At 56.8% G+C, this 14,229-nt stretch carries 12 protein-coding genes and 2 tRNA genes; 1 reads left to right on the top strand and 13 read right to left on the bottom strand.

Annotation, left to right across the window (positions count from 1 at the left end):
- Positions 1-9 precede the first annotated feature (9 nt).
- The 10 genes from nusA to rlmE form a co-directional block, all read right to left on the bottom strand.
- Positions 10-1,491 (bottom strand): transcription termination factor NusA, encoded by a 1,482-nt coding sequence (nusA, locus tag RGM3321_RS20440; protein ID WP_003418834.1) that lies wholly within the window; start codon positions 1,489-1,491, stop codon positions 10-12.
- 59 nt (positions 1,492-1,550) lie between these two features.
- A complete protein-coding gene (gene rimP, locus RGM3321_RS20445) occupies positions 1,551-2,009 on the bottom strand; it encodes a ribosome maturation factor RimP (RefSeq protein WP_244394604.1) in 459 nt (152 codons plus the stop codon).
- A gap of 130 nt (positions 2,010-2,139) precedes the next feature.
- A tRNA-Met gene (locus RGM3321_RS20450) sits at positions 2,140-2,216 on the bottom strand.
- 95 nt (positions 2,217-2,311) lie between these two features.
- Positions 2,312-2,397, bottom strand: a tRNA-Leu gene (locus RGM3321_RS20455).
- Between the two features lie 45 nt (positions 2,398-2,442).
- A complete protein-coding gene (gene secG, locus RGM3321_RS20460) occupies positions 2,443-2,823 on the bottom strand; it encodes a preprotein translocase subunit SecG (protein WP_004656657.1) in 381 nt (126 codons plus the stop codon).
- A 4-nt stretch (positions 2,824-2,827) separates the two neighbouring features.
- Positions 2,828-3,583: a triose-phosphate isomerase gene (gene tpiA / locus RGM3321_RS20465; RefSeq protein ID WP_002555128.1), complete on the bottom strand. Its 756-nt coding sequence runs from the start codon at positions 3,581-3,583 to the stop codon at positions 2,828-2,830.
- Positions 3,584-3,649: 66 nt separating this feature from the next.
- Entirely contained in the window at positions 3,650-4,993 is a 1,344-nt protein-coding gene (gene glmM, locus RGM3321_RS20470) for a phosphoglucosamine mutase (RefSeq protein ID WP_005744973.1), read from the bottom strand.
- Positions 4,994-5,009: 16 nt separating this feature from the next.
- Positions 5,010-5,861: a dihydropteroate synthase gene (folP, locus tag RGM3321_RS20475; protein WP_244394605.1), complete on the bottom strand. Its 852-nt coding sequence runs from the start codon at positions 5,859-5,861 to the stop codon at positions 5,010-5,012.
- Positions 5,862-5,869: 8 nt separating this feature from the next.
- Positions 5,870-7,774 carry an ATP-dependent zinc metalloprotease FtsH gene (gene ftsH, locus RGM3321_RS20480; protein ID WP_244394606.1) on the bottom strand — a complete coding sequence of 635 codons (1,905 nt, stop codon included), beginning with the start codon at positions 7,772-7,774 and terminating at the stop codon, positions 5,870-5,872.
- 193 nt (positions 7,775-7,967) lie between these two features.
- Positions 7,968-8,618: a 23S rRNA (uridine(2552)-2'-O)-methyltransferase RlmE gene (gene rlmE / locus RGM3321_RS20485; protein WP_004666214.1), complete on the bottom strand. Its 651-nt coding sequence runs from the start codon at positions 8,616-8,618 to the stop codon at positions 7,968-7,970.
- A gap of 103 nt (positions 8,619-8,721) precedes the next feature.
- Between rlmE and RGM3321_RS20490 the strand changes: the two genes are divergently transcribed.
- Positions 8,722-9,033, top strand: coding sequence for a YhbY family RNA-binding protein (locus RGM3321_RS20490; protein WP_002555133.1), 312 nt, complete (start codon positions 8,722-8,724; stop codon positions 9,031-9,033).
- Positions 9,034-9,114: 81 nt separating this feature from the next.
- Here RGM3321_RS20490 and greA read toward each other — a convergent pair whose 3' ends face one another.
- From greA to carA, 3 genes are all read right to left on the bottom strand, one after another.
- Complete coding sequence (gene greA / locus RGM3321_RS20495) at positions 9,115-9,591, bottom strand: transcription elongation factor GreA (protein ID WP_002555134.1); 477 nt, start codon at positions 9,589-9,591, stop codon at positions 9,115-9,117.
- The gene (gene carB / locus RGM3321_RS20500; RefSeq protein ID WP_230016807.1) at positions 9,588-12,809 is read right to left on the bottom strand and encodes a carbamoyl-phosphate synthase large subunit; all 3,222 of its coding nucleotides are present in this window, start codon (positions 12,807-12,809) and stop codon (positions 9,588-9,590) included. The genes greA and carB overlap by 4 nt, the downstream gene beginning before the upstream one ends.
- Positions 12,810-12,945: 136 nt before the next feature.
- The gene (gene carA, locus RGM3321_RS20505; protein WP_005733031.1) at positions 12,946-14,082 is read right to left on the bottom strand and encodes a glutamine-hydrolyzing carbamoyl-phosphate synthase small subunit; all 1,137 of its coding nucleotides are present in this window, start codon (positions 14,080-14,082) and stop codon (positions 12,946-12,948) included.
- Positions 14,083-14,229 lie beyond the last annotated feature (147 nt).

Below are 14,229 nucleotides of genomic sequence, written 5' to 3' on the forward strand. Positions count from 1 at the left end.
CGCGCCCAATTACTCGAACCAGTGGGCTCGGGCGGCCATGATCAACTTGCCGGCACGATCATCGTCAATGCCGTCGATGTCGAGCAGGTCATCTATAGACTGCTCGGCCAGGTCTTCGCGGGTAATTACGCCGCGCACCGCCAGTTCCATCGCCAAATCCTTGTCCATACCCTCAAGCGAGAGCAGGTCTTCGGCCGGATGGGCGTCTGCCAGCTTTTCCTCTGTAGCGATGGCTTTAGTCAACAAACGATCCTTGGCACGAGCGCGAAGCTCGTTGACGATGTCTTCGTCAAAGCCGTCGATGTTGAGCATTTCTTCCAACGGTACGTAGGCAATCTCTTCCAGGCTGGTGAAGCCTTCATCAACCAGCACCTGTGCCAATTCTTCATCGACTTCGAGTTCTTCGATGAAATTGCGCAGGATGTCACCGGTTTCAGCTTGCTGCTTGGCCTGGATGTCCGATTCGGTCATTACGTTCAGGGTCCAGCCAGTCAACTGGCTCGCCAGACGCACGTTCTGACCGCCACGACCAATAGCCTGGGCCAGGTTGTCCGCTCCCACTGCGATGTCCATTGCATGCGCGTCTTCATCTACGATGATTGCCGCTACTTCTGCAGGAGACATTGCATTGATCACGAACTGCGCCGGGTTATCGTCCCAAAGAACGATATCCACACGCTCGCCACCCAGCTCGCCGGAAACAGCCTGAACTCGCGAACCGCGCATGCCGATACAGGCACCTTGCGGATCGATTCGTTTATCCTTGGAGCGAACAGCGATTTTCGCACGAGAACCCGGGTCACGGGAGGCAGCCATCACCTCGATGAGACCTTCGGCAATTTCCGGCACTTCAATGCGGAAAAGCTCGATCAGCATCTCTGGCGCAGTACGCGACAGAATCAGCTGAGGACCACGGTTTTCAGTACGAATTTCCTTCAGCAAAGCACGGACGCGAACACCGACCCGGAAAGTTTCCCGGGAAATGATGTCTTCACGAGCCAGCAAGGCTTCGGCATTGTTACCCAGGTCAACGATGACATTGTCACGCGTAACCTTTTTAACAGTACCAGAAATGATTTCACCCAGACGCTCACGGTAGGCATCGACTACCTGCGCACGCTCGGCTTCACGAACTTTCTGCACAATGACTTGCTTGGCGGTCTGCGCGGCGATACGACCGAATTCGATGGAATCGATTTTTTCTTCGATCAGGTCGCCCGCAACGGCACCTGGCTTCTTGACTTGAGCCTGGTCTACGGCCAATTCGTACGCAGGATCGTCCAGATCTTCGTCTTCGACAACTGTCCAGCGACGGAAAGTCTCGTAGTTGCCTGTCTGGCGATTGATCTCTACACGCAGTTCTACTTCATCTTCAAAACGCTTCTTGGTAGCGGTGGCAAGAGCCAGCTCCAGCGCTTCAAAAATTACACTTGCCGGAACGCCCTTTTCATTGGACACCGACTCAACAACCAGCAGTACTTCTTTGCTCATCGTACGCCTCGCCTTTCGCAAGCCATTGGATCCGCGGGATCCGCAGTAACCGGCACGTCTCAGTCAAACGTGGGAATAATGTTGGCCTTGTCGATCATGTCGATCGGCAACAGGAATTCATGGTCGTCAACCTGCACCACGACATCCTGCTCCTCCACCCCGCGGAGAAGGCCTTGAAAGTTGCGTCTTCCTTCAAAAGGTGAACGCAGCTTTATTTTCACTTGTTCCCCGGCGTACGAAGCAAACTGCTCAATAGTGAACAGCGGGCGCTCCATGCCAGGAGACGATACTTCAAGGGTGTATTCAGTGCTGATCGGATCTTCTACGTCCAATACACCGCTGATCTGGCGACTTACGATTGCGCAGTCGTCGACCAGAACACCACCTTCCTTATCAATATAAATGCGCAGCACCGAATGCTTGCCCTGGGAACTGAAATCGATCCCCCAGCATTGATAGCCAAGGGCCACGACCACCGGGGCCAACAAGTCCTGCAACTGTTCTAGCTTGCTCGACACCTGAACCCCCTCGTGCATGCTTTAGAAATAAAAAAATGGGCAAAAGCCCATCCCTGAAAACGCCGCTGAACATCGACGTCATGTACTGTCCAGCTAACAAAAAGCCCCTTAAAAGGGGCTCCGCTAAAACTGGTTGCGGGGGCTGGATTTGAACCAACGACCTTCGGGTTATGAGCCCGACGAGCTACCAAACTGCTCCACCCCGCGACAAAGCTGGGGCGGAAGTATACGACCGATCCATTGCTGGGTCAATCCAACATCCACCTACAAGAAAGCCCGCTAATGCGGGCTCCCTTGTTAATTGGTACCGAGAAGGGGACTCGAACCCCTACACCCATTGGGCACAACCACCTCAAGGTTGCGTGTCTACCAATTCCACCACCTCGGCATTACAACTCTTTGGCGACCTCACGAAACATCGCCGAATTCTTTTTTACTTCTTCTCTGGGGCTTGAGGTACGTCAGCGGGAACAACCGCTGGCTTTTGCCCTTCGAGAACCGGTACATCATCTGCTGCCGGCTTTTGCTTCACTTCCAACACTGCGGGATCTGGCAAACCTACTTGAGTCAGCTGTTGAGCTTTCTCTTTAGCAAAGTAACCTAACCCCAGGCTGGTTATGAAAAAACATGCTGCAAGTATAGCAGTAAACTTACTGAGAAAGGTAGAGGTTCCTTGACCTCCGAAGACAGTATTTGATGCACCTGCTCCGAACGACGCACCGGCGTCAGCACCTTTACCCTGTTGCAGCAATACCAGAGCGACAACGCCCAGAGCGCCCAACAGGTGAAAAACGATTACGACTGTTTCCAGCATTTTTTCAGTTTCCCGCGGCGCGACAGATCGCACCGAACTCATCTGCATTCAGGGAAGCCCCACCAATGAGCCCCCCATCGATATCCGGCATGCTGAAGAGCTCGACCGCATTGGCCGCCTTCACGCTGCCGCCATAGAGAAGTCGCACGCCTTGTGCGACTTCGGCATTCTCTTTTGCCAGTTGCGCACGGATTGCTGCGTGCACTTCCTGCGCCTCTTGAGGCGAAGCAGTCAATCCGGTGCCAATGGCCCAGACCGGCTCGTAGGCAATTACGGCATTGATCAGTGCGCTGACGCCAAACTCGGCGATCACACTGTCCAGCTGACGCCCGACAACTTCAAGCGTCTGCCCAGCCTTGCGCTCTTCGAGCGTTTCGCCTATGCAAAGCACAGGTGTCAGACCGCTTGCCTGGATCGCCGCAAACTTCTTGTTAAGCACATCATCCTGCTCGCCAATCAACTGACGACGTTCGGAGTGCCCGACAAGTACCAGTTTGCAACCTGCATCAGCCAGCTGACTCGACGCTATCTCACCGGTCAGCGCGCCCTGCTCAGCCTGAATGGCTGCATCCTGCGCACCGACTATGATCGACGTTGCCTGAAGCCCTTCGATCACCTGATTGGTAAACAGACTTGCAGGCATTACGGCGATATCGACGCTGCCTGGCAACACCTGCTTGCCCAAACCCTCGATCAGCTCAGCGACGCTGGCGCGGGTACCGTGCATTTTCCAGTTACCAGCTACCATTGGGCGACGCATGCTACACCTCGTGGGTCAAAGTGGGCGCAGATGTTACCCAACACTTCCGACACTGGCAAGCCGAAATCAGGCGCAAACTTCAGCAACAAGTTTTGCGAGCTCTTCGGCGTACGATCTGACCTGGGTTTCATCCTCACCTTCGACCATCACGCGCACCAAAGGCTCTGTACCCGACTTGCGCAGCAGCACCCTGCCCCGTCCAGCCATCTGCTCGGTAACACGTGCACAGGCTTGCTGGACCGAAGGGTGCGAAACCGGGTCTACACCTGAACCCGCGAAACGTACATTGATCAGGATCTGCGGGCATTTGCGCAGTTTCAGACGCGCTTCGGCAAGGCTGATGCCGCTGCGACGCAGAGCCAGTATCACCTGCAACGATGCAATGATCGCATCACCGGTAGTAGCGTGCTGGAAGCACACGATATGGCCGGAGTTTTCACCGCCAATCTGCCAGTTGCGCTCAAGCAGCTCAGCGATCACATAACGGTCACCGACGTTGGCACGAACAAACGGGATGTTCTGCTCGGCCAAGGCCAGTTCAAGCCCGAGATTACTCATCAACGTGCCGACGACGCCCCCCTGCAAGCGCCCACGCTCATGCAGATCACGGGCAATGATGTAAAGCAGCTCGTCGCCATCGACGATGGTCCCGGTATGGTCGACCATCAATACGCGGTCGCCGTCACCGTCGAAGCCGATGCCCATGTCGGCATGCTCTGCGACCACTGCCGCCTGCAAGGCTTCCATGTGAGTGGAGCCGCAATTCTTGTTGATATTCAGCCCGTCAGGCTGCGCAGAAAGCACCACAACCTGAGCGCCAAGCTCACGAAAGACGTTGGGCGCAACCTTGTAGGTCGCACCGTGCGCGCAGTCAATGACCACCTTCAGGCCGGCAAAGTCGGTGCTGGTCGGCACGCTGCTTTTGCAGAATTCGATGTAACGCCCTGCGGCATCGTTGATTCGCGAAACCTTGCCGAGATTCTCGGACTCAGCCACGGTCATCGGCGCATCGAGCAGCTCTTCAATCATCATTTCGATCTCGTCAGGCAGTTTGGTGCCCTGACCGGAGAAGAACTTGATGCCGTTGTCGTAGTGCGGATTGTGCGAGGCACTGATCACGATGCCTGCTTCGGCATGAAACGTACGCGTCAGGTAGGCAATGGCAGGTGTCGGCATAGGCCCCAGCAGGAGCACGTCAGCACCGGCCGCAGAGAGTCCGGCCTCAAGGGCGGATTCGAACATGTAGCCAGAGATACGCGTGTCCTTGCCGACGAGAATCCGGCAGGCACCCATCTTGCGAAAGGCCATCCCGGCCGCCCAGCCCAGTTTCAGCATGAACTCGGGCGTGATCGGAAATTGCCCTACGCGACCACGAATGCCGTCGGTTCCGAAATATTTTCTGGTAGTCATGGATGCCCCACTGTTGTTATTCAGCTGCCTGGACAGCTGCGATCATGCGCACCACGTCCGCCGTTTCGGCGACATCGTGCACACGTAGAATTCGGGCTCCCTTGGTCATAGCCAAAGCAGCCAGGGCCAGCCCACCGGATAGACGCTGATCTACGGAGCGCCCCAATACAGCACCAATCATGCTTTTGCGCGAAACACCTACCAGCAAAGGCCTGCCGAGCGCTTGCAGCACCTCCATATGCTTGAACAGACTCAGATTGTGCTCCAGCGTTTTGGCAAAACCAAAGCCCGGATCAAGAATGATCTTTTGCTGATCGATCCCCGCCGCAGCACACTGATTCATGCGCTCGAGCAGGAAAGCACCCACTTCGCCCACAAGGTCGTCGTAATGCGGATCATCCTGCATGTTTCCGGGCTCACCCAGCATGTGCATGAGACACACCGGTAAACCAGTGCTTGCAGCCGCCTCAAGCGCGCCTGGCCGCTGAAGCGAGCGGACATCATTGATAAGCCCGGCCCCCAGGCCAGCCGTCGCCAGCATGACCTCAGGTGTCGACGTATCCACAGAGATGATGACATCCAGCTCACGCGCAATGATATCAACCACCGGCGCCACGCGCCCGACCTCTTCTGACGCAGACACCGGACGCGCACCCGGGCGCGTCGACTCTCCACCGACGTCGATCAGTGTGGCACCTGCCAGCACCATCGCCTCGGCATGACGCAAGGCAACATCAAGCTGGCTGTAGCGGCCGCCATCCGAAAACGAGTCTGGGGTTGCATTGAGGATACCCATCACATGCGTACGGGCCAAATCAAGAACCCGATTGCCGCAAGGCAACCGGGTTGGGTACAGCGCAGATGTCATGTCAGACCTTAGTGCTCGGCAGCAGGGCCGCCAATCGGAGTTTCCGGACGAGGGTCAGGTGTGATCGGAGTACCGTTGGTACCTGATCCACCGCCCCAGTCACGCGGTTCACGAGGAGCGCGACCGGTCATGATGTCGTCGATCTGATCGGCATCAATGGTTTCGTACTTCATCAGCGCATCAGCCATCGCTTCAAGCTTGTCACGATTGTCCGTGAGCAACTGTTTGGCAGTGCCGTAGCAGTGGTCGATGATGCTGCGCACTTCGGAGTCAATGAGCTTGGCAGTATCGCCGGAAACACTGGAATTCTGGCTGCCGCCACGACCCAGGTAACCCGCGTCTTCGTCTTCGGAGTACATCAACGGGCCGAGCTTTTCAGACAAACCCCATTTGGTCACCATGTTCCGGGCGATCTGACTGGCACGCATGATGTCATTGGATGCACCGGTGGTGACGCCATCGAAGCCCAGGGTCATTTCTTCCGCAATACGACCACCGTAAAGCGAGCAGATCTGGCTGATCAGCGCACGCTTGGAAAGGCTGTAACGGTCTTCCTCAGGTAGAAACATGGTCACACCCAGCGCACGACCGCGAGGAATGATCGAGACCTTGTAGACCGGATCATGTTCAGGCACCAGGCGTCCGACGATAGCGTGTCCCGCTTCATGGTAAGCCGTGTTGCGTTTTTCCTTTTCGGACATGACCATCGATTTGCGCTCAGCGCCCATCATGATCTTGTCCTTGGCCAGTTCGAACTCTTTCATCTCTACGACGCGCTTGCCGGAGCGAGCAGCGAACAGCGATGCTTCGTTGACCAGGTTAGCCAGATCAGCACCGGAGAAACCCGGAGTACCGCGAGCGATAACACCTGGATTGACATCCTCGCCCATCGGAACCTTGCGCATGTGAACCTTGAGGATCTGCTCGCGACCACGAATGTCCGGCAGACCTACAACTACCTGACGGTCGAAGCGGCCCGGACGCAGCAGAGCCGGGTCGAGCACGTCGGGACGGTTGGTAGCAGCAATGACGATGATGCCGTCATTCATTTCAAAACCGTCCATCTCGACCAGCAACTGGTTGAGAGTCTGCTCGCGCTCGTCATGACCACCACCCATGCCAGCGCCACGATGGCGACCGACCGCATCGATTTCGTCGATGAAGATGATGCAAGGAGCATGTTTCTTGGCCTGTTCGAACATGTCACGGACGCGGCTTGCACCGACACCCACGAACATCTCGACGAAATCAGAACCGGAAATGGTGAAGAACGGCACTTTCGCCTCGCCGGCAATGGCCTTGGCGATCAGCGTCTTACCGGTACCCGGAGGGCCAACCATTAGCACACCACGCGGTATGCGGCCGCCCAGACGCTGGAACTTGCCCGGATCACGAAGGAACTCGACCAGTTCGCCGACTTCTTCCTTGGCTTCGTCACAACCGGCAACATCGGCCAGAGTGGTCTTGACCTGATCTTCAGACAGCAGGCGCGCCTTGCTCTTGCCAAAGCTCATCGGGCCGCCTTTGCCGCCCGCCCCACCCTGCATCTGGCGCATGAAGAACATGAAAACCGCAATGATCACCAGAATGGGGAAGCTGGCCACCAGTAGCTGGGTCCAGATGCTCTGCTGCTCAGGCTGCTTGCCTTCGACCACAACGTTATTGCTGACCAGATCGCCGATCAGACCGTTGTCCGGGATGTTCGGGCGGATGGTCTTGAAGGTGTCGCCATCGCTGCGCTTGCCCGTAATGACGTAGCCGTCGACAGAAACCTTCTCGACCTTGCCATCCTTGACCTGCTGGATGAACTCGGAATAGTTGAGGTTCTGCGGCTCGTTAGGGCTGGAGAAGTTGTTCATCACCGTCACCAGGACAGCTGCGATGATCAACCACAGGATCAAATTCTTTGCCATATCGTTCAATTAGCTACCCTCTGAAGCAAGCTCCACGCAGCAAGCGTGCCTCGCATGATATTCACCGGCCTAACTTACTACAGAACCTACAGATACGGCAGACACCGTCTGTAACCCTTTGTGAAACTTTGACAACACAATGTTCAGTCATGCTGCATCGGCAACGCCATTTGAAAAAAGCTATCGCGCCCCTTCAAAAACGTTCGATGCTGGCTGCCCCGTCGATTCCACGAAAGCCGCGAGCCAGCAGGTATTGCTCACGTGACCTGTCGCGGGATGACGAAGGCTTGCGCATCTGCACCTTGTCAAACAGCTTGCGAATATCCTTGTGGTAGACATCGAAGCCTTCACCCTGAAAGACCTTGATCAGAAAATCGCCACCGGGACGCAGTACCCGGCCGGCCAGATCGAGCGCCAATTCACAGAGAAACATCGCACGCGGCATATCTACAGCGCTCAATCCACTCATATTGGGGGCCATATCGGAAATCACAAGGTCTACCTGCGTATTACCGACCGCCTCCAGGATCTGCTCGAGAATCTTGTCCTCGGTAAAATCCCCCTGAATGAAGGTCACATCCGGGATGCTGTCCATTTCAAGGATGTCGGAAGCAATCAGACGACCTTGACCGCCGATCAGACGACTGGTCACCTGCGACCAGCCTCCCGGCGCAGCACCCAGGTCGATAACGGTCATGCCCGGACGGATGAGTTTGTCCTTTTCCTGGATCTCGAGCAGCTTGTAGCTGGCACGCGAACGGTAACCGTCCTTCTGCGCCATTTTGACGTACTTGTCGTCGAAGTGTTCTTTGAGCCAGTTATGGCTTGTCTTGGAACGGGCCACGGGGCACCTCAAAAATAAACGAGTCGTGATTAACTGGGCGGTCCCGGACTCGCTCGGGTAAACTGGCCGCCGCTTTTAAAAGATCAGACGCAGAGGTCAGATTATGCCGCTCACTCCAGAGCAGAAGAAACAATACAAATCCATTGGCCACCATCTGAAACCGGTGTTGATCGTGGCTGACAATGGTTTGACTGAAGGTGTACTTGCAGAGCTTGAACGCGCATTGAGCGATCACGAGCTGATCAAGATCAAGCTCAACATCCTTGACCGTGAAAGCCGCCTGGGTGCCGTTGCAGAACTGTGCAAGGCCGGTTCGGCGGATCTTGTACAGGTCATCGGCAAAATGGCGCTGATCTACCGCAAGAACCCAAAGGTAAACAAGCAGCTCTCCAACGTCCACCGCGCACACGGATAAAAACAGAAGTCAGGGCCGCCAAAAGGCGTGCCCTGACTCTTTTTTGCTGCTGACTGCGCCCGCCAAAGCGGGCGACAGGCATCAGATGTGACGCACTTCGATGATTTCGTATTCGATAACGCCGCTAGGCGTTTTCACGACGACGACATCGCCCTCTTCCTTGGCAATCAAGGCACGAGCAATGGGCGAACCCACTGAAATCTTGCCCTTCTTGATATCCGCCTCGTCCTCACCAACGATCTGGTAGACAACGCTTTCGTCGGTTTCGACGTTGGCGATTTCGACTGTCGTGCCGAAAATCACCTTGCCAGTGTGCGGAATAGTCGTAACGTCGATCACCACTGCGTTTTGCATGCGGCCTTCAATATCACGAATACGCGCCTCGACCATCCCCTGCTGCTCGCGGGCAGCATGGTATTCGGCGTTTTCCTTGAGGTCGCCCAGTTCGCGCGCAGTACCGATGTCCTGGCTCAACTTGGGACGGATCACCTTGGTCAGGTGAGTCAGCTCTTCTTCCAGGGCGCGAGCGCCCTGGACGGTCATTGGGTATTTGATCATGCCTTCAATCCTGCATGGAGATCCTGCAAGCGACGTACGGTCTTCTCGGGACCGAATTTGAGCGCTTCACAGATCGCTTCGCCTGCTGCAATGGTAGTGGTGCAGTAGATCTTGTGCTGCAAGGCGTTACGGCGAATGGAGTAGGAATCCGCGATCGACTGACGACCTTCGGTGGTGTTGATGATCAGGGTGACTTCGTCATTCTTGATCATATCGACCACGTGCGGACGCCCTTCGGTCACCTTGTTGACGCGACGTACTTTCAGGCCTGCCGCTTCGATCAGCTTGGCAGTACCTGCGGTAGCAACAATCTCGAAACCCAGATTGATCAGGTCACGGGCGACCGCTTCAACCAGAGGCTTGTCATCGTCACGCACACTGATGAAAGCAGTACCGCCGGTCGGCAGCACTTCGCTCGCGCCCATCTGAGCCTTGGCAAACGCTTCACCAAAGGTATCGCCCACGCCCATCACTTCGCCGGTCGATTTCATTTCCGGGCCGAGGATCGGGTCAACGCCAGGGAATTTGGCAAACGGGAACACTGCCTCCTTCACGCTGTAGAAGTTCGGGATGATTTCCTTGGTGAAGTTCAGCTCTTTCAGGGTTTTACCTGCCATCACGCGAGCCGCAATCATGGCCAGGGAAACACCGATGCATTTGGAAACGAACGGCACGGTACGCGATGCACGCGGGTTGACTTCAATGACGTAGATATCTTCGCCCTGAAGTGCCAACTGTACGTTCATCAGGCCGACAACGCCCAGCTCCAGGGCCATTTTCTTGACCTGCTCGCGCATCTCGTCCTGGATGTGTGCAGGCAGCGAGTAAGGCGGCAGCGAGCATGCGGAGTCACCGGAGTGAACGCCCGCCTGCTCGATATGCTGCATGATCGCGCCGATCACCACGTCAGTTCCGTCGCAGACCGCATCGACGTCCATCTCGATGGCACAGTTCAGGAAGTGGTCCAGCAGCACCGGGCTGTCGTTGGACACTTGAACCGCTTCACGCAGGTAACGCTTGAGCTCGTCTTCCTGGTACACGATTTCCATCGCGCGGCCGCCCAGTACATAGGACGGGCGCACCACCAGCGGATAACCGATCTTCGCCGCAGCACGAATGGCTTCGTCTTCGCTACGCACAGTAGCGTTTGGCGGCTGACGCAGGTTGAGGCGCTCGACCATCTGCTGGAAGCGCTCACGGTCTTCGGCACGGTCAATGGCGTCAGGGCTGGTGCCGATAATCGGCACACCGGCTGCTTCAAGGGCACGTGCCAGTTTCAGCGGCGTCTGGCCACCGTACTGAACGATCACACCTTTCGGCTTCTCGACCCGGACGATTTCCAGCACGTCTTCCAGGGTGACAGGCTCGAAGTACAGGCGGTCAGAGGTGTCGTAATCGGTGGAAACGGTTTCCGGGTTGCAGTTGACCATGATGGTCTCGTACCCGTCTTCACGCAGCGCCAGGGCGGCGTGTACGCAGCAGTAGTCGAACTCGATACCCTGGCCGATACGGTTAGGGCCACCGCCAAGAATCATGATCTTGTCGCGCGTCGAAGGGTTGGCTTCGCACTCTTCTTCATACGTCGAGTACAAGTACGCGGTGTCGGTTGCAAACTCGGCGGCGCAGGTGTCGACGCGCTTGTAGACCGGGAAGACATCCAGCTTGTGACGATGCGTACGCAGGTTCTTTTCAGTGACTCCGACCAGCTTGGCCAGACGCGCATCAGAGAAGCCCTTGCGCTTGAGACGAAACATCAGGTCACGATCGATTGCCGACAGGCCCAGCGTCTTGACCTTCTCCTCGTCCTTGACCAGATCTTCGATCTGCACCAGGAACCAGGGGTCAATCATGTTCATGGCGAAGATATCTTCAACCGTCATGCCTGCGCGGAAGGCGTCGGCGACGTACCAGATACGCTCGGCACCCGGCACAGTCAGCTCGCGCTTGAGCGTGCTCATGCTTTCAGGGTGGCTCAGGTCCAGCTTCGGATCGAGACCGCAAACGCCGACTTCCAGGCCGCGCAGGGCTTTCTGCAGGGATTCCTGGAAAGTACGGCCGATGGCCATGACCTCACCGACCGACTTCATCTGAGTGGTCAGGCGCGCATCGGCCTTGGCGAACTTCTCGAAAGCAAAACGCGGCAGCTTGGTGACGACGTAGTCGATTGAAGGCTCGAACGATGCCGGGGTCTTGCCGCCGGTGATTTCGTTCGACAGCTCGTCAAGGGTGTAGCCCACTGCCAGCTTGGCGGCAACGCGTGCAATCGGGAAGCCAGTCGCTTTGGAGGCCAGCGCCGAGGAACGCGATACGCGCGGGTTCATCTCGATCACGACCATACGGCCGGTGTCCGGGCAGATGCCGAACTGAACGTTGGAGCCACCGGTTTCAACGCCGATCTCGCGCAGCACTGCCAGCGAGGCGTTACGCAGAATCTGGTATTCCTTGTCGGTCAGGGTCTGCGCCGGAGCAACGGTGATGGAGTCACCGGTGTGCACGCCCATCGGGTCAAAGTTTTCAATCGAGCAGACGATGATGCAGTTGTCCTTTTTGTCGCGGACAACTTCCATTTCGTATTCTTTCCAGCCGATCAGCGATTCGTCGATCAGCAGCTCTTTGGTCGGCGACAGGTCCAGACCGCGAGCGCAGATTTCTTCGAACTCTTCACGGTTGTACGCGATACCGCCGCCCGTGCCGCCCATGGTGAACGATGGACGAATGATGCACGGGAAGCCGAGCTTTTCAAGAACCGCGTTGGCTTCTTCCATGCTGTGCGCGATACCGGAACGCGGGCACGCCAGGCCGATGGACTTCATAGCCTTGTCGAAACGCGAGCGGTCTTCAGCCTTGTCAATGGTGTCGGCATTGGCGCCGATCATTTCGACACCGAACTTCTCCAGAACGCCTTCGCGCTCCAGATCCAGTGCGCAGTTCAGAGCCGTCTGGCCACCCATGGTTGGCAGCAGTGCATCCGGACGCTCTTTCTCGATGATCTTGGCAACGGTCTGCCACTTGATCGGTTCGATGTAGGTGGCGTCGGCCATGGCCGGGTCGGTCATGATGGTGGCCGGGTTGGAGTTCACCAGGATGACGCGGTAACCCTCCTCGCGCAGAGCCTTGCAGGCCTGGGCGCCGGAGTAGTCGAATTCACAGGCCTGGCCGATCACGATGGGGCCGGCGCCGAGAATCAGGATGCTTTTAATATCTGTACGTTTTGGCATGGGTTGTCACTCAAATCCGCAGGTCAGTCGGCAAGCCGTCTTGAACATTTCTTTGAGGTGGCCTGGGCGGCAGCAACCGGACATTGAGTCCGGGGCCGCCCAGGCCACCTGCGTATTACAGTCTCAAGGCAACCGGTCAGCGTCGCTTGGCCATGGCTTCGATAAAGCGATCAAACAGAGGCGCGACGTCATTCGGGCCCGGGCTCGCCTCAGGGTGACCCTGGAAGCTGAATGCGCTCTTGTCGGTCAGTTCGATACCCTGAAGGGTGCCGTCGAACAACGACTTGTGAATGGCGCGAACATTGCCCGGCAGCGTGGCCTCATCAACAGCAAAACCGTGGTTCTGGCTGGTGATCATGACCACACCGGTGTCCAGATCCTGAACAGGGTGGTTTGCACCGTGGTGGCCGTGGCCCATTTTCACGGTCTTGGCACCGGCAGCCAAGGCCAGAAGCTGGTGACCCAGGCAGATACCGAATACCGGCACTTCGGTTTGCAGCACTTCCCTGATCGCCTTGATGGCGTAGTCGCACGGCTCGGGGTCGCCAGGGCCGTTGGACAGGAAAACACCGTCGGGCTTGTAGGCAAGCACGTCGCTGGCAGGCGTTTGCGCAGGCACCACAGTTACCCGGCAACCGCGCTCGACCAGCATGCGCAGAATGTTGACCTTGACGCCGTAGTCATAAGCGACCACATGATAGGGCAGCTCGGAAGCAGCGATTTCAGGGTGGCTGTCGGTTTTCAGGTTCCAGACACTGGAACGCCACTCGTACGTGTCCTTGGTACTGACTTCCTTTGCCAGGTCCATGCCCTTGAGGCCGGGGAACCCGCGAGCAGCAGCGATGGCTGCTTCTTCGGAAATGTTGTCGCCAGCCATGATGCAGCCGTTCTGGGCGCCTTTCTCACGCAGGATGCGGGTCAGGCGACGCGTGTCGATGCCGGCGATGGCAACGACATTATTGGCTTTCAGGTAATCACCGAGGGACAGCTTGTTACGCCAGTTGCTGGCGACCAGTGGCAGGTCACGGATGACCAGGCCGGCGGACCAGACACGATCGGACTCTGCGTCTTCAGGCGTTGTACCGGTATTGCCGATGTGCGGGTAAGTCAGGGTAACGATTTGCTGGGCGTAGGAAGGATCGGTAAGAATTTCCTGATAGCCTGTCATTGCGGTGTTGAACACCACCTCACCAACGGTCTGACCGTCGGCTCCAATGGCTTCGCCGCGAAAAATGCTGCCATCAGCAAGGGCGAGTATGGCTGGCTTAGTCAAGAAGACCTCCCGTAAATAAAACCTGAAAGGGCGATCGCAGGCTGCAAAAAAGCGGAATGACGTAGTTACGTCACCCCGCTTTCTTATGGAATCATCTGCGCGCCTTTAGTGGACACACTAAAGCTGTAGCTTACAGAAAAGGCCCTT

This window comes from Pseudomonas sp. RGM 3321, from assembly GCF_022836805.1.
Taxonomy (GTDB): Bacteria; Pseudomonadota; Gammaproteobacteria; order Pseudomonadales; family Pseudomonadaceae; genus Aquipseudomonas.

Bases quoted from the DNA above. Each gene is read 5' to 3' on its own strand.
- nusA (WP_003418834.1), bottom strand. From the start codon at position 1,491: ATGAGCAAAGAAGTACTGCTGGTTGTTGAGTCGGTGTCCAATGAAAAG.
- ftsH (WP_244394606.1), bottom strand. From the start codon at position 7,774: ATGGCAAAGAATTTGATCCTGTGGTTGATCATCGCAGCTGTCCTGGTG.
- folP (WP_244394605.1), bottom strand. From the start codon at position 5,861: ATGACATCTGCGCTGTACCCAACCCGGTTGCCTTGCGGCAATCGGGTT.
- greA (WP_002555134.1), bottom strand. From the start codon at position 9,591: ATGATCAAATACCCAATGACCGTCCAGGGCGCTCGCGCCCTGGAAGAA.
- carB (WP_230016807.1), bottom strand. From the start codon at position 12,809: ATGCCAAAACGTACAGATATTAAAAGCATCCTGATTCTCGGCGCCGGC.
- RGM3321_RS20490 (WP_002555133.1), top strand. From the start codon at position 8,722: ATGCCGCTCACTCCAGAGCAGAAGAAACAATACAAATCCATTGGCCAC.
- tpiA (WP_002555128.1), bottom strand. From the start codon at position 3,583: ATGCGTCGCCCAATGGTAGCTGGTAACTGGAAAATGCACGGTACCCGC.
- glmM (WP_005744973.1), bottom strand. From the start codon at position 4,993: ATGACTACCAGAAAATATTTCGGAACCGACGGCATTCGTGGTCGCGTA.
- secG (WP_004656657.1), bottom strand. From the start codon at position 2,823: ATGCTGGAAACAGTCGTAATCGTTTTTCACCTGTTGGGCGCTCTGGGC.